This window comes from Streptomyces sp. NBC_00193 (assembly GCF_026342735.1).
Taxonomy (GTDB): Bacteria; Actinomycetota; Actinomycetes; order Streptomycetales; family Streptomycetaceae; genus Streptomyces; species Streptomyces stoeckheimensis.
In genome coordinates, this window is record NZ_JAPEMM010000001.1 from 888,056 (window position 1) to 909,174 (window position 21,119).

Consider the following 21,119-nt stretch of genomic DNA (forward strand, 5'->3'; position numbering starts at 1 on the left):
GGGCGAAGGGCGGGTAGGGGACGGCCCCGCGCAGCGGCCGCCCCCGCTACGCCAGGGCCGCCTGGACCGCCCCCGCCAGGGCTGTCGCCGCCGGGCCTGCGAGGGGTTTGCCGTCCGCGTCGACCACGTAGACCGTGTCCACCGCGTTCGCGCCGAGCGTCGAGACGTGCGCGCTGCGGACCCTGACCCCGGAGGACTCCAGCGCGCGCCCGATCCGGTGCAGCAGCCCGACCGCGTCGGGGGCCCGGACCTCCAGGACCGTGGCCAGGGAGGAGACCTCGGGCACCACCGTGACCCGGGGCGGCGGCGGGACCACCCCGCGCCGGCGCGGGTACGCCGCCTCGCGGTCCGCCAGCTTCGCCGGGACGTCCAGCGAGCCGTCCAGGGCCCGCACCAGGTCGGTGCGCAGCCGTGCGGCCTGCGGCAGGGAGCCGTACTCCGCCGCCACCCGCCAGCGCAGGACCAGTACCTCGCCCAGCTGGTCGGGAAGCTCCATCGAGCGCAGGTCGGCCGCCCGCACGGTGAGCCGGTGCAGGGCCAGTACGCCGGCCACCGCGGGCAGTACCCCCGGCTGGTCGGGGACCGCCACCACCAGTTCCACGCCGACCGCGTCCTCCTCCTGGCGGGCGTGCAGGGCCAGGACCGGCTCCCCCGTGCGCAGCGCCTCCACCGCCAGCCGCTCCTGCTCCGTGGTCGGGATCTCCAGCTCCGTCTTCTCCGGGGCCGCCCCGCTCAGCACGGCGGCGACGCGTGCGACCAGGTCGGCCACGAGCGAGCCGCGCCACGTGCTCCAGGCCGCAGGGCCGGTGGCCAGCGCGTCGGCCTCGGTCAGCGCGTGCAGGATCTCCAGCGTGCCGGGCGACCCGACCGCCTCCGCGACGGCCTTGACGGTCGCCGGGTCGTCCAGGTCCCGCCGCGTGGCGGTGTCGATCAGCAGCAGGTGGTGGCGTACGAGCACGCCCAGCACGGCGACGTCCTCCGCGTCGAAGCCCACCCGCAGCGCCATGTCGCGCGCGATCGTCTCGCCGGCCACCGAGTGGTCGCCGGGCCAGCCCTTGCCGATGTCGTGCAGCAGCGCCGCCATCAGGAGGAGGTCGGGGCGGCCCACCCGGCGGGTCAGCTCCGAGGCCCGGACCGCCGTCTCGACGAGGTGCCGGTCCACGGTCCAGGTGTGCACCGGGTTGCGCTGCGGCCGGCACCGCACCCGCTCCCAGTCGGGCAGCAGCTTCGTGATGATCCCCTCGGCCTCCAGCGCCTCCCACACGGCCACCGTCGGCTCCCCCGCGCCCAGCAGTGTCAGCAGCTGCTCCCGGGCCTCGGCCGGCCACGGCACCGGCAGCGGCTTCGCCTGCGCCGCGAGCCGGCGTACGGCGTGCAGCGAGACGGGCAGTCCCGCCTGGGCGGCGGCCGCGCCGAAGCGCAGGGGCAGCACCGGGTCCCGGTCGGGCCGCGCGGCCAGGGCCAGTACGGCCTCGCCGTCGGACTCGACGACGCCTTCGGCGAGCGGAGCCCGCTCGGGTACGGAGCCGCGGGTGCCGAGCAGCCCGCGGAGCCGGGGGCGGGCGGACCGCGCCCGGAGCACGCGCCCGACCTCGCGCCAGGTCACGTCACCGGCGTACGAGACCACCCGCGCGGCCTCGTACACCTCCCGGAGCAGGGCGTCGGCGTCGAGCAGACCGAGCTGCGCCGCGACCGGTGTCTGTTCCTGGAGGGAGAGCCGATCGGTGGCCCGGCCGGTCACCAGGTGCAGCGCGTCCCGGGCGTCGAGCAGCCGGCGCCGGGCTTCGGCGAGGCCCTCGCGCGGGGCGTCGGCCAGCCAGGACGCGGCGACGGCCCGCAGCGCGGTGACGTCGCGCAGCCCCCCGCGGGCCTCCTTGAGGTCGGGTTCCAGCAGGAAGCGGAGCTCCCCGGCACGCTCGGCCCGCTCGCGGCACAGGGAGTGCAGCTGGGGCAGCCGCTTGGCCGCAAGGTTGCGCCAGTCCGCCAGGACGGAGGTGCGCAGTCCCGCGAGGAGCCCGGCGTCGCCCGCGACGGGCCGGGCGTCGAGCAGTCCGAGGTGCACCTTGAGGTCTTCGGCGGCGGTCTTGCGGGCTTCGCCGGGGGTGCGCACCGAGTGGTCGAGGGCGAGGCCGAGGTCCCAGACGGGGTACCAGAGCCGGTCGGCCAGGGCGGCCAGGGCGCGCGCTTCGGCCTTTCCGTCGTGGAGCAGGACCAGGTCGAGGTCGCTGCGGGGGGAGAGTTCGGCGCGGCCGTAGCCGCCGACGGCGACGAGGGCGGCACCCCGCACGCCCGTCTCCTTCACTGCGGTGGCGAACAGCGCCTTCAGCCAGTCGTCGGTCAGGGCCGCCAGGGCGGAACGCCGGGAAGGCCCGGACCGCGACTCCTCCTGGAGGAGTCGCAGCCGGGCCGCGGCGTACCCGCTGGGTCCCGAGTCGGGCGTGCTGTCCGTGGTCTCTTCGACACTCGTCACCCAGGGGTTCCCATCACCTAGAGCGCGTCAGCGCCACGTTCGCCGGTGCGGACCCGGATGACCGAGTCCACGGGGATGCTCCACACCTTGCCGTCGCCGATCTTGCCGGTCTGGGCGGCGTCGACGACGATCCGCATCACGTCTTCCGCGTCGCCGTCCTCGACGAGCACCTCTATGCGGATCTTCGGTACGAGGTCCACGGTGTACTCGGCGCCCCGGTAGACCTCGGTGTGTCCGCGCTGGCGGCCGTAGCCGCTGGCCTCGGAGACGGTGAGTCCCTGGACTCCGAAGCGGTGCAGGGCTTCCTTGATCTCGTCAAGCCGGTGCGGCTTCACGATCGCGGTGATGAGCTTCATGCGTCAACCTTCTTGCTCGCGGCGGCAACGGGGGCGGGGACGGCGGTGCTCCGGGAGGAGGAGCCGCCGCCGGCTCCGCTGAAGTCGTAGGCGGTCTCGGCGTGTTCGACCTGGTCGATGCCGGAGACCTCGTCGTCCTCGGTGACCCGCATCCCCATCGTCTTGTCGAGGAGGAAGGCGAGTACCGCGGATGCCACGAGAGAGTAGGCGAGGACGGCGAAGACTCCGACCGCCTGCTTGCCGAGCTGCTCCAGGCCGCCGCCGTAGAAGAGGCCGGCCACGTCGGACTGGACCCCTCCGGTGGCGAAGAGACCGACGAGGAGGGAGCCGAGGACACCGCCGACGAGGTGGACGCCGATGACGTCGAGGGAGTCGTCGTAGCCGAACTTGTACTTCAGGCCGACGGCCATGGCGCACACGACACCGGCGATGACGCCGATGGCGATCGCGCCGAGCGGGGAGACGGCGCCCCCGGAGGGGGTGATGGCGACGAGGCCCGCGACCGCGCCGGAGGCGGCGCCGAGGGTGGTGAAGGAGCCGTGGCGCAGCTTCTCGTAGCCGAGCCAGGCGAGCATGGCGGCGGCGGTGGCGACCTGCGTGTTGACGAACATGACCGCGCCGACGCCGTCGTCGTTGCCGAGCCAGGAGCCCGCGTTGAAGCCGAACCAGCCGAACCACAGCAGGCCCGCGCCGAGCATCACCAGCGGGAGGCTGTGCGGGCGCATCGGGTCCTTCTTGAAGCCCACGCGCTTGCCGATGACCAGGATCACGCCGAGGGCCGCGGCACCCGCGTTGATGTGGACGGCGGTGCCGCCGGCGAAGTCGATGACCCCGAGCTCGAAGAGCCAGCCGCCGGCGCCCCACACCCAGTGGGCGACGGGGAAGTAGACGATCGTGACCCAGAGGGTGATGAAGAGCGCCCACGCGCTGAACTTGACGCGGTCGGCCAGGGCGCCGCTTATCAGCGCCGGGGTGATGATCGCGAACATCAGCTGGAAGACGGCGAAGACGTAGACGGGGATGGTGTAGCCGTCCCACAGCTCGGTGATGCCGATGCCGCTGAGTCCGACGTAGTCGGAGGTCCAGCCGATCAGCGAGCCGGAGTCGGCGCCGAAGGCGAGGCTGAATCCGTAGAGGACCCAGAGGATCGTGACGATCCCGAGGCTGATGAAGCTCATCATCAGCATGTTGAGGCTGCTCTTGACGCGGACCATGCCTCCGTAGAAGAAGGCGAGTCCCGGGGTCATCAGCATGACCAGGGCGGAGCAGATGAGCATGAACCCGGTGTTCGCGGAAGACAGCGTGGGGGCGTCTGCCGCGAGGGTCGTGATGGCTGATGCCATCGGCGTCTCCTCGTCGTCGGTACGTTCGCGTGCGGGCGATCGTGAAAACCTGAGCGGCGCTGCGTGAATCAGGCCTGAGGGTGTTCCGGCCCGGGGGCTGGCCGGTTATTGGCCCTGAGATTCGCGCAGGCCGGTTTCCGGCGGCGCCGCTGGGTGTTTCGCGTCGATGACGAAGAGGTCCGGGCTGTTACGGGACGATGAACAGCCGCGACCATCAATTGAGCAACCACGACGGCGGGCAACCACCTCCGCGAGAGCGGCGCCGGTTTAGGCGCAAAAGAGGGGTGGCGGGTGGAGACCCGGCCGCGGCGATGACCCGGGGAACCTGGCTGGGGGAGCCTGATCGGGCTTCACGGGGTGACTGCCGCGGCCGGGGGCCTTGGGGCGGCCGGGTGGCCGTCAGACGGCCTCCGCGGCCTCGGGGAGGCGGGAGGCGAGGTGGTCGGTCAGCCGCACCACGTCCGCGACGTCGCCGTACTCACGCGCGGCGGTGTCGACGGTCTTGCGGAGCCGGGTGTTCACCCGTTCCGACCGCACCTTTCCCGCCACGTCGAGGGCGCGGCCGACGAGGACGGTGGCCTGCTCGGGCTCGCGCTGGAGCAGGTGCACGGTGGCCATGCCGATGAGGTTGAGGGCGTAGGAGCGCTGGTGCTCCTCGTCCTTCTCGAAGAGCGCGACGGCGCGCTCCATGACCGGCTCGGCGAGGGAGGCGTACATGGGGCTGCGGCCCGCCACGTAGGCCAGGTCCCGGTAGGAGTGGGAGTTCTCGCCGTTGAGCTCGGCCTCGGAGAAGAAGCGGATCCAGTCGGGCTCGGGCTCGGCGTCGAAGCCGACGTCGGAGAAGGTGTCCTCGGCCATCCGCACGGCCCGCTTGCAGCGGCTGGGCTGGCCCATGTTGGCGTAGGCGCGGGCCTCCATCGCATACAGCATCGCCTGGGTACGGGGCCCTGCGCAGTCGCGGCTGCCGTACTGGGCCAGGTGGATGAGCTCCAGGGCGTCCTCGGGGCGGCCCAGGTGGATCATCTGGCGGCTCATGCTGGAGAGGATGTACGAGCCCAGGGGCTTGTCCCCGCCCTCCTTGGCGGCGTGCAGCGCGAGGACGAAGTACTTCTGTGCGGTGGGGTGCAGGCCGATGTCGTAGCTCATCCAGCCGGCGAGTTCGGCGAGTTCGGCGGCGACCTTGAAGAGCCGCTTCATGACCGGGGCCGGGTGGTTCTCCTGGAGCAGGTCGGTGACCTCGTGGAGCTGGCCCACGACGGCCTTGCGGCGCAGTCCGCCGCCGCACTGGGCGTCCCACTGGCGGAACATCACGGTGGTGGCTTCGAGCAGGTCCACCTCGGGCTCGGAGAGCCGGGGCGGCCGGTGGCCGCTGAGGGCGCCCGCCGGCCCCGCCTCCCGGGGACCCGGGTCGGCGGCCGGGACCGGTACGAGCCAGCGCTGCATGGGCTCGATGAGGGCGGGGCCGGCGGACAGGGCGAGCGAGGTCCCGAGGAAGCCGCGGCGGGCCAGCATCAGGTCGCTGCGGGAGAACTCGCCGAGCAGCTCGATGGTCTGCGGTCCGGCCCAGGGCAGGTCGACGCCGGAGACGGAGGGGGTCTGGTGGGCGGTGCGCAGGCCGAGGTGCTCGATGGCGACGACGGAGCCGAAGCGTTCGGAGAAGAGCTCGGACAGGATGCGCGGGACGGGCTCGCGGGGCTGTTCGCCGTCGAGCCAGCGGCGGACCCGCGAGGTGTCGGTGCTGATGTGGTGGGCGCCCATCTGGCGGGCCCGGCGGTTGACCTGGCGGGCGAGCTCGCCCTTGGACCAGCCGCTGCGGACGAACCAGGACGTCAGCTGTTCGTTGCGGACGGTGGCGTCCTGCACTGACGACACGTCGGACTCCGCGCTCGTTCCGCTTGCGCCGTTGCCGCTCACTGGAACGCCCCCATCCGTCAGCCTTTTCCACAAGAGACCCTGCCGGGAAACGGTCTTCACAGGTCCTTCACGCATGCCTCCGGCATACCCGCGAACCCGTCTCCTCTTCACGCCTCGTGCACCGAAAGTAATCCTACGATCACCCCTTCGGCGAGGTCGATCCCGGAAACGCCACCATTCGCCACCCCTTCGAATGAACTCGCCACCCGCCAGGCGCGATTCACTTGACACGAAGGCAAGACCGATCGGTTGGACAGGAGCGCGCCGGGGCGTGCGCGGCGAGGAGTGCGCCGGTCATCCGGTACGGCCGATGTCGTAACCACCGGCACGTCCGACCCGTTGGAGGGGGCATGGGCATGGGCTTCACGATCGGCGGCAGCCGCGGCACCAAGGAGTTCCGTTCCGGCGCTCGGCGCCGCGGCCGGACGTCGGAGTGCACGGCGGTGGCGGAGTACACCGGACTGTGGGGCTGGGACGTGGTCCCCGGCGCCCGGGCCGCGGGGCCCGCCCGGGACTGCTCCTGCGGTCATACGAATTGTGGTGCGCCGGGGGCGCATCCGCTGGCCCTCGCTCCGACGGTCCCGGCCGGCGCCACCCTCGACGAGGTCACCGAGACCTGGAGCGGGTACCCGGGAGCCGCGGTGCTGCTCCCCGCCGGGCGCTCCTTCGACGTCATCGAGGTCTCCGAGGAGGCCGGGCGGCGGGCGCTGGTCCGGCTGGAGCGGATGGGCCTGCCGCTCGGCCCGGTGGCCGCGACCCCGGACGGCCGGGCCCAGTTCTTCGTCGCCCCCGGGGCGGCGGACGGGCTGCCGCAGCTGCTGTACCGGATGGGCTGGGACGACGCCGGCCTCGATCTGCGCGCGCTGGGCCAGGGCTCCTACGTCACCGCCCCGCCCTCGGACTTCGCGGGCCTCGGCCCGGTGAGCTGGCTGCGCCCGCCTGCACTGGACTCGGCCGGGGATCCCCCGCAGGCCCGCCTCCTGCTGGGCACCCTCGCCTACCTGTGTCACCGGCTGCGCCGGCCGTAGCCGCGCCGCTTCCCGGGACCGTACGCACGGCAGTGCCCCCGAGTCCCGTGGACTCGGGGGCACTGGCCGGCGTAGGAGCGTCGGGTGCGTTCAGTCGCCGATCAGGGCGTCGACGAAGGCCTCCGGCTCGAAGGGCGCCAGGTCGTCCGCGCCCTCACCGAGACCGATGAGCTTGACCGGTACGCCGAGCTCGCGCTGGACGGCGATGACGATGCCGCCCTTGGCGGTGCCGTCGAGCTTGGTCAGCACGATGCCGGTGATGTCCACGACCTCGGCGAAGACGCGGGCCTGGGTCAGGCCGTTCTGCCCGGTGGTCGCGTCCAGGACCAGCAGGATCTCGTCGAGCGGGCCGTGCTTCTCCACGACGCGCTTGACCTTGCCGAGCTCGTCCATCAGGCCGGTCTTGGTGTGCAGCCGGCCCGCCGTGTCGATGAGCACCACGTCGGCGCCCTCGGCGATGCCCTCCTTGACCGCGTCGTAGGCGATCGAGGCCGGGTCGCCGCCCTCGGGTCCGCGCACGGTGCGCGCCCCGACCCGGTCGCCCCAGGTCTGGAGCTGGTCGGCGGCGGCGGCGCGGAAGGTGTCCGCCGCGCCGAGCACGACGCTGCGGCCGTCGGCGACGAGCACGCGGGCGAGCTTGCCGGTGGTGGTGGTCTTGCCGGTGCCGTTCACGCCGACGACCATGATCACGGCGGGGGTGTCCACGCCGCTCTCGGTCTTCACCGCGCGGTCGAAGTCGGTGCCGAGGAGCGTGACCAGCTCCTCCTTCAGCAGCGCGCGCAGATCGGCGGGGGTGCGGGTGCCGAGCACCTTGACCCGCTCGCGGAGCCGGTCCACCAGCTCCTGGGTCGGAGCGACACCGACGTCGGCGATGAGGAGGGTCTCCTCGATCTCCTCCCAGGTGTCCTCGTCGAGGTGCTCGCGGGAGAGCAGCGTGAGCAGCCCCTTGCCGAGCGTGTTCTGCGACCGGGCGAGGCGGGCGCGCAGCCGGACCAGGCGGCCGGCGGTGGGCTCGGGCACCTCGATCTCGGGGGCGGGCGGAGCCTCGACGACCGGGGCTTCGGGCTCCGCGACCGGGGCCTCGGCCTCGGGCAGCGCGACCTCTTCGATCGTGCGGCGCGGCTCTTCCGCCGTCGGTGCGGCGTCCTCCCCCACCTGCGGTTCGGCGGGCGGGGCAGTGATGGTCGGCGTGCTGGGCGGGGCCGTGGGGGGCAGCTGCTTCTTCTTGCGGCTGCTGACCACGAGCCCGCTGATCGCACCGACCGCGACCAGGGCGATGACTACGGCAAGGATGAGGATTTCCATAACGCTCACCAGTATCGGCCACGCACGCCCCGAGCCGGGGACCCTGGAGGTTCATACCGGGACGTAAGCCTCTGTTTGTACTTTTTGTTGCAAATCTACGATGATGAGCAGTCCCCCACGCCCCGCCTCCCCCACGGAGTACACCTATGTCTGCCGAGACCGCCGTCGAGTCGCGCGGCCTGGAGCCCGTCCCCGACGCCGAGCGCCGCGGCCGGGTCCGCGAGCTCGTCCCGACCTGGGTGGCCGCCAACATCAGCGTGCTGCTGCTGACCATGGGCGCCGGTCTCGTCATCTTCAACAAGCTGAACATCTGGCAGGTGCTCGTCGTCGCGATCGCCGCCCCCGTCGTCTCCTACGGCATCGTCGGGCTCATATCCATCGCGGGCAAGCGCGGCGGCGCCCCCGGCATGGCGCTGTCCCGGGCCGTCTTCGGCCAGCGCGGCAACCTGTTCCCCGGCGCCCTGATCTGGGTCGCCCGCTGGGGCTGGGAGACCATCAACGCGGTCAGCGGCGCCTACGCCGTCCTGACCGTCCTCGACCTGGTCTTCGGCATCAAGAAGAACACCGCGCTGATCGTCGTCACCCTGCTCTTCTTCGTCGGCTGCACCTTCCTCGTCTCCGGTCTGGGCATCAACGCGCTGCGCGTCTGCTCCAAGTGGTCCACGTACCTCTTCGGCGCCTTCAGCGTGCTCGTGCTCGGCTACCTGATCGCCGAGACCGACTGGTCCGCCGTCTTCGCCAAGCCCGCCGGCTCCACCGCGATGATGATCGCGGGCATCGGCACCATCGCGGCCGGCGGCATCAGCTGGGTCCCGTCCGGCCCGGACTTCACCCGCTACCTGCCCCGTACCGCCTCCTCCCGGGGCATGGTCGGCGCGACCATCGGCGGCGCGGCCGTCGTCGTGATCCCGATGGTGCTCATGGGCGCGGTGATGGCGGTCGCCACACCGGACCTGGCCACCGCGCAGGACCCGGTGTCCTTCATCGGCGAACTGCTGCCGACCTGGATCGCGGTCCCGTACCTGCTGATCGCGCTCGTCGGCATGCTGCTCATCAACTCGATGTCCATGTACTCGGCGGGCTTCACCGCCCAGACCCTGGGCATCAAGGTCCCGCGCGCGGCGGCGGTCAGCGTCAACGCCGTCATCAGCCTGGTCTTCGGCTTCCTGCTGATGGTGGTCGCGACCAGCTTCTTCGGTTCGTTCATCTCCTTCCTGACCCTGCTGGCCGTGGCCTTCTCCGCCTGGATCGGCGTCTTCGGGGTGGACATGCTGCGCCGCACCTCCTATGACGGGGCCGCACTGCTGGACACCACGCGGAGCAGCGCCTACTGGTACCGGGGCGGATTCGCCTGGCAGGCCATGACCGCCTGGGGCCTGGCCCTGGTGGTGGGCCTGCTGTTCACGAAGGTCGACTGGTTCGCCGGCCCGCTGGCCACCACCTGGATCGGGCAGAACGGCCTGGGCTGGGCGGCGGGCATCGTCACCTCGGCCGTCCTGTACGCGGTCCTGCCGCGCACGCCGGCGGCCCCGGGGGTGCCGGATGCCGTCGCGGCAGCCCCTGCCGACGAGCGGGTCCCCGCCGGATCCCTGTCCAACTGACGCCACGTCAGCTAACGTCCCCCTTCGCCCGCCCACCCACCTCCGGCGAAGGGGGACTTCTCCATGCCCATCACCGTGGCCCGGTTCAACCTCATCGACCCGAACGGCACCCCGGAAACCCTCTCCGCCCGCTACAAGGCCGCGCTGGAGATGGCGAAGTACGCGGACGACCGCGGGATCGACACCATCCAGACCGAGGAGCACCACGGCACCGAGAACAACTGGCTGCCCTCCCCCTTCGCCTTCGCGGGCGCGGTCTTCGGCGCCACCCGCCGGATCGCCGTCACCGTTTCGGCGATCATCGGCCCGCTGTACGACCCGCTGAAGGTCGCCGAGGACATCGCGGTACTGGACCTGCTCAGCGGCGGTCGCCTCGTCACGGTGGCCGGCATCGGCTACCGGCCCGAGGAGTACGAGCAGCACGGCGTGGAGTGGGGCCGGCGCGGCAAGCTCCAGGACGAGCTGCTGGAGACCCTGCTGAAGGCGTGGACCGGCGAGCCGTTCGAGTTCCGCGGCCGTACCGTACGGGTCACCCCGCGGCCCTTCACCCAGCCGCACCCACTGCTCCTGGTCGGCGGCAGCTCGGAGGCGGCGGCCCGCCGGGCGGCCCGCCTGGGACTGCCGTTCTTCCCGAGCGCGCACCTGCCCGAGCTGGAGGCGTACTACAACGCGAAGCTCGCGGAGTACGGCACGGAGGGCTTCTGCATGATGCCGGCGGCCGAGACCCCGCTGCTGCACATCGCCGAGGACCCCGACCGGGCGTGGGACCAGTACGGCGAGCGGTTCCTGCACGAGGCCGGGATGTACGCCTCCTGGCAGTCCAAGGACATCCGCAGCGCCGTACGGTCGGGCGCGCACACGGTGGCGGAGCTGCGCGCCGAGGGCGTGTACCGCATCCTCACCCCGGACGAGGCGGTGGCGTACGCCCGCGGCGCCGGCGAGGCGGGGAACCTGGTGCTGCACCCGCTGTGCGGCGGGATGCCCATCGACGAGGGATGGCGGAGCCTGCAGCTCCTGTGCGAACAGGTACTGCCCCGCCTCAAGGAGTGAGACGGGGCAGTACCTGCTCTGGGAGGAAAGGGGCTGTTGGCGGGGTGGTCAGCCCATCTCCTCCAACGCCTTGCCCTTGGTCTCCGGCACCCACTTGAGGATGAACGGGATCGAGAGCACGGCGAAGACCGTGTAGATGACGTAGGCGCCGGACAGGTTCCAGTCCGACAGGGTCGGGAACGACACCGTGATGACCCAGTTGGCGATCCACTGGGCGGCGGCGGCCACACCGAGCGCCGCGGCGCGGATCCGGCCGGGGAACATCTCCCCGAGCAGCACCCAGACGACCACGCCCCAGGACAGCGCGAAGAAGAGGACGAAGAAGTTCGCCGCGACCAGGGCCACGATGCCCTGGGCGTGCGGCAGCGCGATGTCGTCGCCGGCCCCGGACTTGTACGAGAAGGCCCAGGCCGCCAGACCCAGCGAGATCGCCATGCCGACGGAGCCGATGAGGGCGAGCGGCTTGCGGCCGATCCGGTCCACGAAGATCATCGCGATCACCGTGCCGACGATGTTCACGACCGAGGTCTCGAAGGAGTACAGGAACGAGGCGCTCGGGTCGATGCCGACCGACTGCCACAGCGAGGAGCTGTAGTAGAAGATCACGTTGATGCCGACGAGCTGCTGGAAGACGGACAGGCCGATGCCGATCCAGACGATGGGCAGGAAGCCGGCCTTCCCGCCGAGCAGGTCCTTGAAGGTGGACTTGTGCTCGGAGCGCATGGCGTGCTCGATGTCGGCGACGCGTCCGTCGAGGTCGATGTGCGTGCCCTCGACCTCCGAGAGCACCTTGCGGGCCTCGGCGTTGCGGCCCACCGAGATCAGGAAGCGCGGGGATTCCGGGATCACGAAGGACATCAGCCCGTAGAGCACGGCCGGGACCACCATCACGCCGAGCATCCACTGCCAGGCTTCCAGGCCGCCGATCTTGCCGCGCTGGTCACCGTCGGCGAGGTTGAGGATCCCCCAGTTGACGAGCTGGGAGATGGCGATGCCGATGACGATCGCCGCCTGCTGGAAGGAGGCGAGGCGGCCGCGGTACGCGGGCGGGGAGACCTCGGCGATGTAGGCCGGGCCGATGACCGAGGCCATGCCGATGCCGAAGCCGCCGATGACCCGCCACACCGCCAGGTCCCAGAGCGCGAAGGGCAGGGCCGAGCCGATGGCGCTGGCCGTGAAGAGGACGGCCGCGATCTGCATGCAGCGGATGCGGCCGATCCGGTCGGCGATGCGGCCGGCCGTGGCGGCGCCGAGGGCGCAGCCGATCAGCGCGGCGGCGATCACCTGGGCGAGGGTGGCGGGCCCGACGTCGAAGCGGTCCCGGATCGCGACGACCGCGCCGTTGATGACGGAGCTGTCGTAGCCGAAGAGGAACCCGCCCATGGCGGCCGCCGCGGTGATGAAGATGACGTGCCCGAGGTGGTCGGGCTGCGATGCCGGCGGGCCACCGCCTGAGGCCGAGCCCCGCGTGGTGCTGCTGCTGGTCAAGGTCTGCTCCTGCGTGCCCGACTGCGGGACGGGCGGGTGGGGGTAATTCCTTCCAGTGGCGCACAGGTCAAGATCGGGCACCACCCGGAGGAGTACAGCGGGAGCGAGCCTATGTGTTCATTTCTTGAAGTCAAGAGGAGGGGTGGGTCCACTTCTTGCCGCCATTGAGATGAACTGAGGAGGACTTGAGCTTCACTTCTTGAAGCGACTCCGGCTGACGCGTGTCAGTGGGAGACCTCACCGGAGCCGCTGGCTGATGACCTTCGACACCCCGTCGCCCTGCATCGAGACCCCGTAGAGCGCGTCGGCGACCTCCATGGTCCGCTTCTGGTGCGTGATCACGATCAGCTGGGAGCTCTCCTGCAGCTCCTCCATGATCCGGATCAGCCGCTGCAGGTTGGTGTCGTCGAGCGCGGCCTCGACCTCGTCCATCACGTAGAACGGGCTGGGCCGCGCCTTGAAGATGGAGACCAGCAGGGCCACGGCGGTCAGCGAGCGCTCGCCGCCCGAGAGCAGCGACAGCCGCTTGACCTTCTTGCCCGGCGGCCGGGCCTCGACGTCGACGCCCGTGGTGAGCATGTTGTCCGGATCCGTCAGGATCAGCCGGCCTTCGCCGCCGGGGAACAGCCGCGAGAACACCCCCTCGAACTGGCGGGCCGTATCCCGGTAGGCCTCCGTGAAGACCTGCTCGACCCGCTCGTCGACCTCCTTCACGACCTGAAGGAGGTCGGCTCTGGTCTTACGCAGGTCCTCCAGCTGCTCGCTGAGGAACTTGTGCCGCTCCTCCAGCGCCGCGAACTCCTCCAGCGCCAGCGGATTGACCTTCCCGAGCTGCTGGTAGGCCCGCTCGGCCGCCTTCAGCCGCTTCTCCTGCCGGGCGCGCACGAAGGGCTCCGGCCCGGCGTCGGGATCCGGGGCCTCCCCGTCGGCGGAAGGGCTCGGCGGCACCGGCTGGTCGGGCCCGTACTCGGCGACGAGCCCCTGCGCCGCCATGCCGAACTCCTCCAGTGCACGGCTCTCCACCTGCTCGATCCGCAGGCGCTTCTCGGCGCCGAGCACCTCGCCGCGGTGCACGGAGTCCGTGAGCTTGTCGAGCTCGCCCTTCAGGCCGCGGCCCAGACCCCGGGCCTCGTCGAGCTCCCGCTCCCGCACGCCCTTCGCGTGCTCGGCGGACGTCCGCTCCCCCACCGCGCGGGTCAGCGACACCTCGATGTGCGCCAGCAGCTGGCGGGCTCCGCCGGCGACGGCCGCGGCCACCCGCGCCTCGTGGCGGAGCCGTTCCCGGCGGCGCTCGGCCCTGGCCCGGGCCTCCCGCTCGGCCCTGGCCCCGCGGTCGAGGGAATCCGCCCGGCCCGCGAGCCCCTTCACCCGTTCCTCATGGGTCCTGAGCTGCAGCCGGGCCTCCATCTCGGTCTGCCGGGCGTTCGCCCCGTCGGCCGCGAGCCGGTCCCTGCGGGAGGTGTCCGGCTCCTCTTCCGCCGGCATCTCCTCGGCGACGGCGAGCCGTTCCGCACACTCCTCTACGTCGGCCAGCGCCTGCTCCAGCGCATCCTGCGCCCTGGCTGCGGCCGCGGCGGCACGCTCGGCTTCGCCCAGCGCCCCCTTCGCCTGCCCGGCGAGCCGCCCGAGCTGCTGCGCGACCCCGGCCCGGGCCCGCTCGGCGGCCCGCCGGAGCTCCCCGAGCTCCTCGACCCGGACCCCGGCCGCCACCTTGCGGGTATCCGCGGCCTCCTTCTCCTCCGCCAGCACCAGACACCGGCCGTCCAGCCGGGCCAGCTCCGCCGCGGCCTCGTCGACGGCTGCCTGCACCTCGATCAGGCTGGGCACTCCGGCGGACCCGCCGTGCGCGAGGTGCGCACCGAGCACGTCCCCCTCGGCGGTCACGGCCACCAGCTCGGGCCGCGCGGCGACGAGCGCCTCGGCCTCGTCGAGCCCCCCGACCACCACGAAGTCCCGCAACACCCACGCCACGGCCCGCACCACCTCGGCGTCCCCGTGCACCAGCCCGGCAGCGGCCACCGCACCCGCGACGCCCTCCACCACCAGAGCCTCGTCGAGCCCCACGGGCGCGCGGGGCGATTCCAGCCCCGCCGCCGTTCGGGGCGATTCCAGCTCCGCCGGCGTTCGAGGCGCGAGGTCCGGGGCTGAGCCCCGGTTTCCCTCACCCAGCCCCGCCGGCGTTTGAGGCGCGGGGTCCGGGGCGGAACCCCGGTTTCCCCCACCCAGCCCCGCCGGCGTTTGAGGCGCGGGGTCCGGGGCGGAGCCCCGGTCTCGGGAAGGGGCGGGGTGGGGGAAAACCGCCCCCGGCCCGACCCCACCGGCCGACCCGGCCCCGGGCACCTGACCCAGACCCTCGAAGCCAACCCGAACTCCCGGGCCCTGAGCCGGAGCGTGGACCGAAACCGGGGCCAGGGCCTGGCCCGGAGCCTGGCCCTGGCCCGGGACCCCCGCGGCCAAACCGCCGGAGGCCACTGCACCCGGGGTGATCAGGAACGCGGCCCTCCCCGCATCCCCCTCCCGCAGGTACCGGATCGCCCCGGCCGCCACCGCCGTCGACGTGACGGCCACCGCGTCCGCCGCCGCGCCCAGCGCCGCCGCCACGGCGACCTCGTATCCCGGGGTCACGGACAACCGCTGCGCCGCCGGCCCCAGCAGCCCCTCCAGCCGCGCCGCGAGCAGCTCCGCCGTGCCGTCCTTGCGGCGCAGCCCCATCGCCAGGGCGTCCCGTCGTGCCGACACCGCCGCCCTCGAACGCTCCGCCGCCGCCAACGCGTCACGGGTCTCCCCGAGTCCGGCTTCCGCCGCCGCCAGCTCGGCCCGCGCCTCCTCGTACTCCCCCGGCCCGGAGCCGGAGCCGGAGGCAGCACCCTCACCCGCCCCCGGGGACTCCTCCCCGACCTCCTCCGCCAGCGTCTCGTACTCCTCGCGCGCTTCCTCGGCCCGCGCCCGCGCCCCGTCCCGCGCCACGACCAGCCGGTCGATCTCCGCCTGGGCCGCGCCCGCACGGGAGCGGGCCGCGCCGAGTCCGCCCCGTAGCCGCGCCAGCGCCTCGCGCCGGTCGGCGATGGCCCGCGCCACGTCCCGTAGCCGCCGTTCCTCGTCGGCCAGCGCACGCTCCAGCTCGGCGCGGTGGGCGACGGTGTCCTCCAGCGCCCGCGCGGCCGCCTCCATCGAGGCCGTCAGCTCCGCCTCCTGCTCGCGGATCCGCGCGGCCTCCCTCTCCATCTCGTCCGGGTCCCGGCCCGTCCGCTCCTCCCCGGCCGGCGCCGAGGCCGAGGTGACCCGGGCGTCCGCCAGCGACACCGTCCCGCGCACCCGTTCGGCGAGCTGCGACAGCTCGTACCAGGTCTGCTGCGCCCGCTGGAGCCGTGGCGCGAGTTCCCGTACGGCCTCCTCCAGTTCGGATTCCCGCCGCACGGCCGCCGCGAGCTGCGCCTCGGCGGCCTCCTTGCGTTCCTTCAGGGCCGCCTCGTCCGCGATCTCCGCGTCGAGCGCGCCCTTCAGCGTGACGAGGTCGTCGGCGAGCAGCCGCAGCCGTGCGTCCCGCAGGTCGGCCTGGATCACGGCCGCCCTCCGGGCCACCGCCGCCTGCCGCCCCAGGGGTTTCAGCTGCCGCTGCAGCTCGTTGCCCAGGTCCTGCACGCGCGCGAGATTGGCCTGCATCGCGTCCAGCTTCCGCAGCGCCTTCTCCTTGCGCTTGCGGTGCTTGAGCACCCCGGCCGCTTCCTCGATGAAGGCGCGGCGGCCCATGGGATCGGCGTGCAGGACGGAGTCCAGCTGGCCCTGTCCGACGATGACGTGCATCTCGCGGCCGATGCCGGAGTCGGAGAGCAGCTCCTGGATGTCGAGGAGGCGGCAGGTGTCGCCGTTGATCTGGTACTCGCTGCTGCCACCGCGGAACATGATCCGCGTGATGGTGACCTCGGCGTACTCGATGGGCAGCGCGCCGTCGGAGTTGTCGATGGTGAGCGAGACCTCGGCGCGGCCGAGCGGAGGGCGGCCGGTGGTGCCGGCGAAGATGACGTCTTCCATCTTCCCGCCGCGCAGGGACTTGGCCCCTTGTTCTCCCATGACCCAGGAGAGCGCGTCCACCACATTGGACTTGCCGGAGCCGTTGGGGCCCACGACACAGGTGATGCCCGGCTCGAAGCGCAGGGTGGTCGCGGAGGCAAAGGATTTGAAGCCGCGCAGGGTCAGGGACTTGAGGTGCACGCCGCCGGACTCTACCTTTCACGTTCGGTTTCGCCCATGAAGGTGCAGGGCACATCAGACGTTAAAGGAATGGGCCCCCCACCTGGCGCAACGCCGCCCGGCGGCCTTGTCCGAGGTGGGAAAGGCGGAAGGTAGAACGGCACGGAACGGAAAGAAAGAAGGGACGCCGAAGCGTCCCTTGCAGATCATGCAGTTCCGTTGATCGAGCGACGAGGGAGCGCGGATCAGGTGAGCGCAGGCTCCGCCTGGGGTACGTCGAGGTCGATGCTGTCGAGCAACGAGTCTCCGTGCTGTGCGGCGGCCGCGTTCAGAGCGTCGTTTTCGGACTGGATTCGTCCGAGCTCGGACTCGAGGTCCTGGACGCGCTGCTGAAGCCGTCGCATCTCGGCGAGGAGTCGCGGGTCGGAACCGCCGACGTAACCGAGAAGCGCCTTTGCCATGATGGATGGTCCTCCACACTGAGTGACCGACCGAAGCGGTGTGGGTCGTGAGGGAATCGCACCCGCGGATGTCCGGCAGCGACTGTCAGTCACTGCATCGATCTTTGGCTGACACTGTGTACTGCCAGCACTGCCAAACAGCTCAGGTGCGCGGGGCTTCCAGCGTCTCACCAAAAAGTTTGACGGTCAACACGATCACGCCCCGTATCGGCGGGCATCCCGGTCCCTGCAAGGGGCGTGGAGATCATCCTCGTCTCCGAGCCTTCCACGGATCCTCCGCTTCGGCAACGCGTCGACGACGAATGCGCAGTTCCGACCGCATGCGGACCATCCGGCGATGTGTTCAGTACATGATCAGTCGATCGCTCACCGGATCGCGAAACCGTCGTAGCCGCCGCGCGGTGTGCCCCAGATCTCTGTCACCCCGTCCACGTTCCCGGGCGTGTCGGCGCTGTGCAGCCACTCCAGGAGCCGGTGGCAATTCTCACGTTGACCTTCGGCCACCACCTGTACTCGCCCGTCGTCCAGGTTGAGCGCGAAGCCGATCAGTCCGCCGATCTCCATGGCGTTCGCCCTGGTGAACCAGCGGAAGCCCACTCCCTGTACACGGCCGCGCACCCAGGCGGTCATCCGCACATCTTCGTTCATGCCTGAACGCTAACCGGGCAAACAAATCCGGGTCACCGCACCCCCTCTCGCCATGGCGTACAGTCGCGCAGCAATGAGCTCACCCATTTGGGTGAGTAAAGGTTGATCTTGAAGTGCTTTGACGTGCTGCGAAGTGCCGTGAAGTGCTGATCCCGAACCCCAGGAAGGTGAGCCGCGATGGGACGCCACCGCCTCCACGCCGCGCCGCGCCCCGGCGGCAAGCGCCGCGTCGCCCTGCGAGGGGGTCTGCTCGGCGCATCCGTGGCCGTGGTCCTCGGCACGGCGGCCGTCACCACCGGCTTCGTCCCGGTCGGCTCCTCCTTCCCCTACGTAGGGGTCAAGACCGCGGGCTCCGACGCGAAGACCTCGGAGGCCGGGACCAAGGCCTCGCCGAGCCCCGGTAGCGCACTGGAGCAGCAGGGCGGCCTCGCCAACCTGTCCGGCCGGGCGCCCTCGGGCGTGAGCACCCCGTCCTCCCCGGCCCCTTCCGCTCCGTCCTCCCCGTCGGCCAGCCCTTCCCCTTCCCCGTCTCCCTCCACGGAGCCGGCGAAGACCCCGGTGGCGAGCCCGACCCCGACCCCGGTGAAGCCGAAGCCTTCCGCGCCGAAGACCTCCGCCCCCGCGGCCCCGCCCGCCCCGCCCGCGTCGGCCGGCCACTCCGCCGAGGAGGCTGCCGTACTGACCCTGGTGAACCAGGAGCGCGCGCAGGCGGGCTGCGGTCCGGTCCGGGCGAACCCGCCGCTGGCGGCACTGGCCGGAGCCTTCAGCAAGGACATGGCCGTCCGGGGCTTCTTCGACCACACGGACCCCGACGGCAACACCCCGTGGGACCGCGCCACCAAGGCCGGCATATCGGGGATGGGCGGCGAGAACATCGCCCGCGGCCAGGGCGACGCGGCGGCCGTGATGAAGGCCTGGATGAACAGCCCGGGCCACAAGGCCAACATCCTCAACTGCGAGTTCCGCACCCTGGGCGTCGGCGTGTACAACGCCGCCGGCGGCCCCTGGTGGACCCAGGACTTCGGCTTCTAGCAGCCCGAAACGGGCGGGGGCACGGTCGCGCGCGGCGGATATCGCCGCGCCCGACCGTGCCCCCGCCCGTTTCTCCGTACCGCACCCGTGCCGGGCGGGCAGCGCCCGGCACGCAGGCCGTACGTCAGCCGGTCAGACGGACGCCAGGGCGGCGCGGCCCGCGAGCAGGACACGGGTCTGCTCGGTGACGCGGCTGCCGAGGTGCTCGGCGGTGGCGATGTCGGCCTTGTGGACGAACTCGGGACCCTGGTCACCGTTGGACTGGGCGGTGGCGCCGTCGAAGAAGCCGAGGCGGTTGAGGTCGTTCTCGGAACCGGTGCTGGAGTTCCAGCCCGGCTTCAGGCCCAGGTTGACCCAGCTCATGCCGTGCTGCGAGGCCAGCGTCTGGAAGTAGTCGAGGGTGTTGCCCTTGTCGCCGGACTTGGACCCGGAGTTGGTGAAGCCCGCGGCGACCTTGTCCTGCCAGCCGGCGACGAACCAGATCTTCGAGGAGGCCTCGGCGAAGACGTGGAAGGCGCCGGAGGCGGTGCCCATGTAGGTCGGAGAACCGAAGATGATCGCGTCGGACGCGGTCAGGAGCGCCCACTTCTCTTCGTCGATCTCGTCGACCTTGATCATGTGCACGGTCGCACCGGCGTCGATGGCGCCGGCCTTGACGGCCTCGGCGATCACGGCGGTGTGGCCGTAGCCGGAGTGGTAGGCGATCGAGACGACGGGGGTGTACGTGATTCCGGACAAGACGGTCTCCCTCGGAAAACACCGTGGGGTACACGGCGTTGTGCGGCTGTGCGGCGTGATGCAACGACACCGAGGTAACCACTAACTTTTCGAAAGCGCAACCTGGATGGCTGGCGCTGTGCAGTAGTAGGCTGAAACCATGCAGACTCAAGGGTGTGGCGAGACCGAGGGCGACGGCGTGCCCGAACAGGCCTCCGAAGCGTTCGGTGCTTTCGACGTGTTTGCACGCACGTGCCCCTCCCGCGAGACGCTGGAACACGTCACGGGTCGCTGGGGAAGCCTCACGGTCGGTGCCCTGTCCAAGGGGCCGTGCCGGTTCAACGAGCTGCGCCGCCGCGTGGACGGCATCAGCGAGAAGATGCTCTCCCAGACCCTGCACGCGCTGGAGCGCGACGGCATCGTCAACCGGGAGGCGCAGCCGACGAACCCGCCGCGCGTCGACTACGAGCTGACCCCGTTCGGCGTGGCGGTCGCGGAGCGCGTGGACGCGCTCATAGGGCTGCTGGAGGGCAGCATGCCCTCGGTGCTCTCTTCCAGGTCCGCCTACGACGCCACGCGCGAAGGCCGCTGGCAGCGCGGGCAGAAGTAGCTCGACCGGTTCATCCAGGGGCGGCGGCGCATCGGAGTGCCGCAGCGACGGCAGGGCTCGTCCTCCCGCCCGTAGGCGTCGAGGGAGCGGTCGAAGTAGCCGGACTCGCCGTTCACGTTGACGTAGAGGCTGTCGAAGCTGGTGCCGCCGACGGCGAGGGCCTCGTTCATGACGTCACGGACATGGCCGAGGAGTTCCGTGCTCCGGGGGCGCGTGAGGGTGGCCGTGGGGCGCTCGTAGTGCAGCTTGGCGCGCCAGAGCGATTCGTCCGCGTAGATGTTTCCGACCCCGCTGATCAGCGACTGGTCGAGCAGTGCCCGCTTCACGGTGGTGCGCTTGGCGCGCAGCGCCAGGTGGTAGGCCGTCTCGTCGAACAGCGGGTCCAGGGGGTCACGCGCGATGTGCGCGATGACGTCGGGCAGCCCCTCCGCGCTGTCGGGGACGCAGGGGTGCAGGGACAGCCCGCCGAAGGTCCGCTGGTCGACGAAGCGCAGCTCCGTCCCGGCCCCGTCCCCGAACCGCACCCGGATGCGCAGGTGCTTCTCGTCGGGCGCCCCCTCGGGCTGCACGAGGAGCTGCCCGCTCATTCCGAGGTGCCCGAGCACGGAGTGCTCCCGGTCCTCCAGCGGCAGCCACAGGTACTTGCCGCGCCGCCTCGGCACCCCGAAGGTCTCCCCCGTGAGCCGCGCCGCGAAATCGGCGCCGCCGCCCTCGTGCCGGCGTACGGCGCGCGGATGCAGGACCTCGACGGCCGTCACGGTCCGCCCGGCCACCCAGCGCTCCAGCCCGCGCCGCACCACTTCGACCTCGGGCAGCTCGGGCACGGTGTTCCTCCGGAGGGTTCGGATCGGGCTCTCTCCCGCGAGCGTACCGACTTGCCCTGCGGGGCTCGTCCCCCACCCGGA

Annotated in this window: 16 protein-coding genes; 5 read left to right on the top strand and 11 right to left on the bottom strand. The window is 71.7% G+C overall.

Annotated elements, in window-relative coordinates; all coding sequences use genetic code 11:
* Positions 1-46 precede the first annotated feature (46 nt).
* The 4 genes from OG898_RS03555 to OG898_RS03570 form a co-directional block, all read right to left on the bottom strand.
* The gene (locus tag OG898_RS03555) at positions 47-2,470 is read right to left on the bottom strand and encodes a [protein-PII] uridylyltransferase (protein ID WP_250743895.1); all 2,424 of its coding nucleotides are present in this window, start codon (positions 2,468-2,470) and stop codon (positions 47-49) included.
* 17 nt (positions 2,471-2,487) lie between these two features.
* The gene (locus OG898_RS03560; RefSeq protein WP_112451060.1) at positions 2,488-2,826 is read right to left on the bottom strand and encodes a P-II family nitrogen regulator; all 339 of its coding nucleotides are present in this window, start codon (positions 2,824-2,826) and stop codon (positions 2,488-2,490) included.
* Positions 2,823-4,169 (bottom strand): ammonium transporter, encoded by a 1,347-nt coding sequence (locus tag OG898_RS03565; RefSeq protein ID WP_250743896.1) that lies wholly within the window; start codon positions 4,167-4,169, stop codon positions 2,823-2,825. The genes OG898_RS03560 and OG898_RS03565 overlap by 4 nt, the downstream gene beginning before the upstream one ends.
* A 399-nt stretch (positions 4,170-4,568) precedes the next feature.
* Entirely contained in the window at positions 4,569-6,083 is a 1,515-nt protein-coding gene (locus OG898_RS03570; RefSeq protein WP_250743898.1) for a hypothetical protein, read from the bottom strand.
* A 356-nt stretch (positions 6,084-6,439) separates the two neighbouring features.
* On the opposite strand from OG898_RS03570, the gene OG898_RS03575 reads away from it, so the two are divergent.
* Positions 6,440-7,111, top strand: a complete 672-nt coding sequence (locus OG898_RS03575) for a bifunctional DNA primase/polymerase (RefSeq protein ID WP_250743900.1) — start codon at positions 6,440-6,442, stop codon at positions 7,109-7,111.
* A 90-nt stretch (positions 7,112-7,201) separates the two neighbouring features.
* Here the strand turns inward: OG898_RS03575 and ftsY are convergent, their stop codons facing one another.
* On the bottom strand, positions 7,202-8,416 hold the full coding sequence (gene ftsY / locus OG898_RS03580) for a signal recognition particle-docking protein FtsY (RefSeq protein ID WP_250743902.1): 1,215 nt from the start codon (positions 8,414-8,416) through the stop codon (positions 7,202-7,204).
* Between the two features lie 146 nt (positions 8,417-8,562).
* Here ftsY and OG898_RS03585 point away from each other — a divergent pair, with 146 nt between their 5' ends.
* Positions 8,563-10,017, top strand: coding sequence for a cytosine permease (locus OG898_RS03585; protein ID WP_266954938.1), 1,455 nt, complete (start codon positions 8,563-8,565; stop codon positions 10,015-10,017).
* A 63-nt stretch (positions 10,018-10,080) separates the two neighbouring features.
* The gene (locus tag OG898_RS03590) at positions 10,081-11,067 is read left to right on the top strand and encodes an LLM class flavin-dependent oxidoreductase (RefSeq protein WP_266954940.1); all 987 of its coding nucleotides are present in this window, start codon (positions 10,081-10,083) and stop codon (positions 11,065-11,067) included.
* A 48-nt stretch (positions 11,068-11,115) separates the two neighbouring features.
* On the opposite strand, the gene OG898_RS03595 is transcribed toward OG898_RS03590, so the two are convergent.
* The 4 genes from OG898_RS03595 to OG898_RS03610 all read right to left on the bottom strand — a co-directional run bounded on the left by OG898_RS03595 (position 11,116) and on the right by OG898_RS03610 (position 17,855).
* Positions 11,116-12,555 carry a sugar porter family MFS transporter gene (locus OG898_RS03595; protein WP_266954942.1) on the bottom strand — a complete coding sequence of 480 codons (1,440 nt, stop codon included), beginning with the start codon at positions 12,553-12,555 and terminating at the stop codon, positions 11,116-11,118.
* A gap of 237 nt (positions 12,556-12,792) precedes the next feature.
* Positions 12,793-16,767, bottom strand: coding sequence for an AAA family ATPase (locus OG898_RS03600; protein WP_266954944.1), 3,975 nt, complete (start codon positions 16,765-16,767; stop codon positions 12,793-12,795).
* Positions 16,768-16,991: 224 nt separating this feature from the next.
* Complete coding sequence (locus OG898_RS03605) at positions 16,992-17,207, bottom strand: hypothetical protein (protein WP_030227372.1); 216 nt, start codon at positions 17,205-17,207, stop codon at positions 16,992-16,994.
* A gap of 366 nt (positions 17,208-17,573) precedes the next feature.
* Positions 17,574-17,855: an acylphosphatase gene (locus OG898_RS03610; RefSeq protein WP_250743908.1), complete on the bottom strand. Its 282-nt coding sequence runs from the start codon at positions 17,853-17,855 to the stop codon at positions 17,574-17,576.
* A gap of 177 nt (positions 17,856-18,032) precedes the next feature.
* Here OG898_RS03610 and OG898_RS03615 point away from each other — a divergent pair, with 177 nt between their 5' ends.
* Positions 18,033-18,887 (top strand): CAP domain-containing protein, encoded by an 855-nt coding sequence (locus tag OG898_RS03615; RefSeq protein ID WP_250743909.1) that lies wholly within the window; start codon positions 18,033-18,035, stop codon positions 18,885-18,887.
* 132 nt (positions 18,888-19,019) lie between these two features.
* On the opposite strand, the gene OG898_RS03620 is transcribed toward OG898_RS03615, so the two are convergent.
* Complete coding sequence (locus OG898_RS03620; RefSeq protein WP_250743948.1) at positions 19,020-19,616, bottom strand: flavodoxin family protein; 597 nt, start codon at positions 19,614-19,616, stop codon at positions 19,020-19,022.
* Between the two features lie 148 nt (positions 19,617-19,764).
* Between OG898_RS03620 and OG898_RS03625 the strand changes: the two genes are divergently transcribed.
* A complete protein-coding gene (locus OG898_RS03625; protein WP_250743910.1) occupies positions 19,765-20,214 on the top strand; it encodes a helix-turn-helix domain-containing protein in 450 nt (149 codons plus the stop codon).
* On the opposite strand, the gene mutM is transcribed toward OG898_RS03625, so the two are convergent.
* Positions 20,169-21,038: a bifunctional DNA-formamidopyrimidine glycosylase/DNA-(apurinic or apyrimidinic site) lyase gene (gene mutM / locus OG898_RS03630; protein WP_250743912.1), complete on the bottom strand. Its 870-nt coding sequence runs from the start codon at positions 21,036-21,038 to the stop codon at positions 20,169-20,171. The two genes, OG898_RS03625 and mutM, sit on opposite strands and share 46 nt — an antisense overlap.
* Positions 21,039-21,119 lie beyond the last annotated feature (81 nt).

Coding starts and splice junctions, on each gene's coding strand:
- OG898_RS03560 (WP_112451060.1), bottom strand. CDS start 2,826: ATGAAGCTCATCACCGCGATCGTGAAGCCGCACCGGCTTGACGAGATC.
- OG898_RS03565 (WP_250743896.1), bottom strand. CDS start 4,169: ATGGCATCAGCCATCACGACCCTCGCGGCAGACGCCCCCACGCTGTCT.
- OG898_RS03575 (WP_250743900.1), top strand. CDS start 6,440: ATGGGCTTCACGATCGGCGGCAGCCGCGGCACCAAGGAGTTCCGTTCC.
- ftsY (WP_250743902.1), bottom strand. CDS start 8,416: ATGGAAATCCTCATCCTTGCCGTAGTCATCGCCCTGGTCGCGGTCGGT.
- OG898_RS03585 (WP_266954938.1), top strand. CDS start 8,563: ATGTCTGCCGAGACCGCCGTCGAGTCGCGCGGCCTGGAGCCCGTCCCC.
- OG898_RS03590 (WP_266954940.1), top strand. CDS start 10,081: ATGCCCATCACCGTGGCCCGGTTCAACCTCATCGACCCGAACGGCACC.
- OG898_RS03605 (WP_030227372.1), bottom strand. CDS start 17,207: ATGGCAAAGGCGCTTCTCGGTTACGTCGGCGGTTCCGACCCGCGACTC.
- OG898_RS03610 (WP_250743908.1), bottom strand. CDS start 17,855: ATGAACGAAGATGTGCGGATGACCGCCTGGGTGCGCGGCCGTGTACAG.
- OG898_RS03615 (WP_250743909.1), top strand. CDS start 18,033: ATGGGACGCCACCGCCTCCACGCCGCGCCGCGCCCCGGCGGCAAGCGC.
- OG898_RS03625 (WP_250743910.1), top strand. CDS start 19,765: ATGCAGACTCAAGGGTGTGGCGAGACCGAGGGCGACGGCGTGCCCGAA.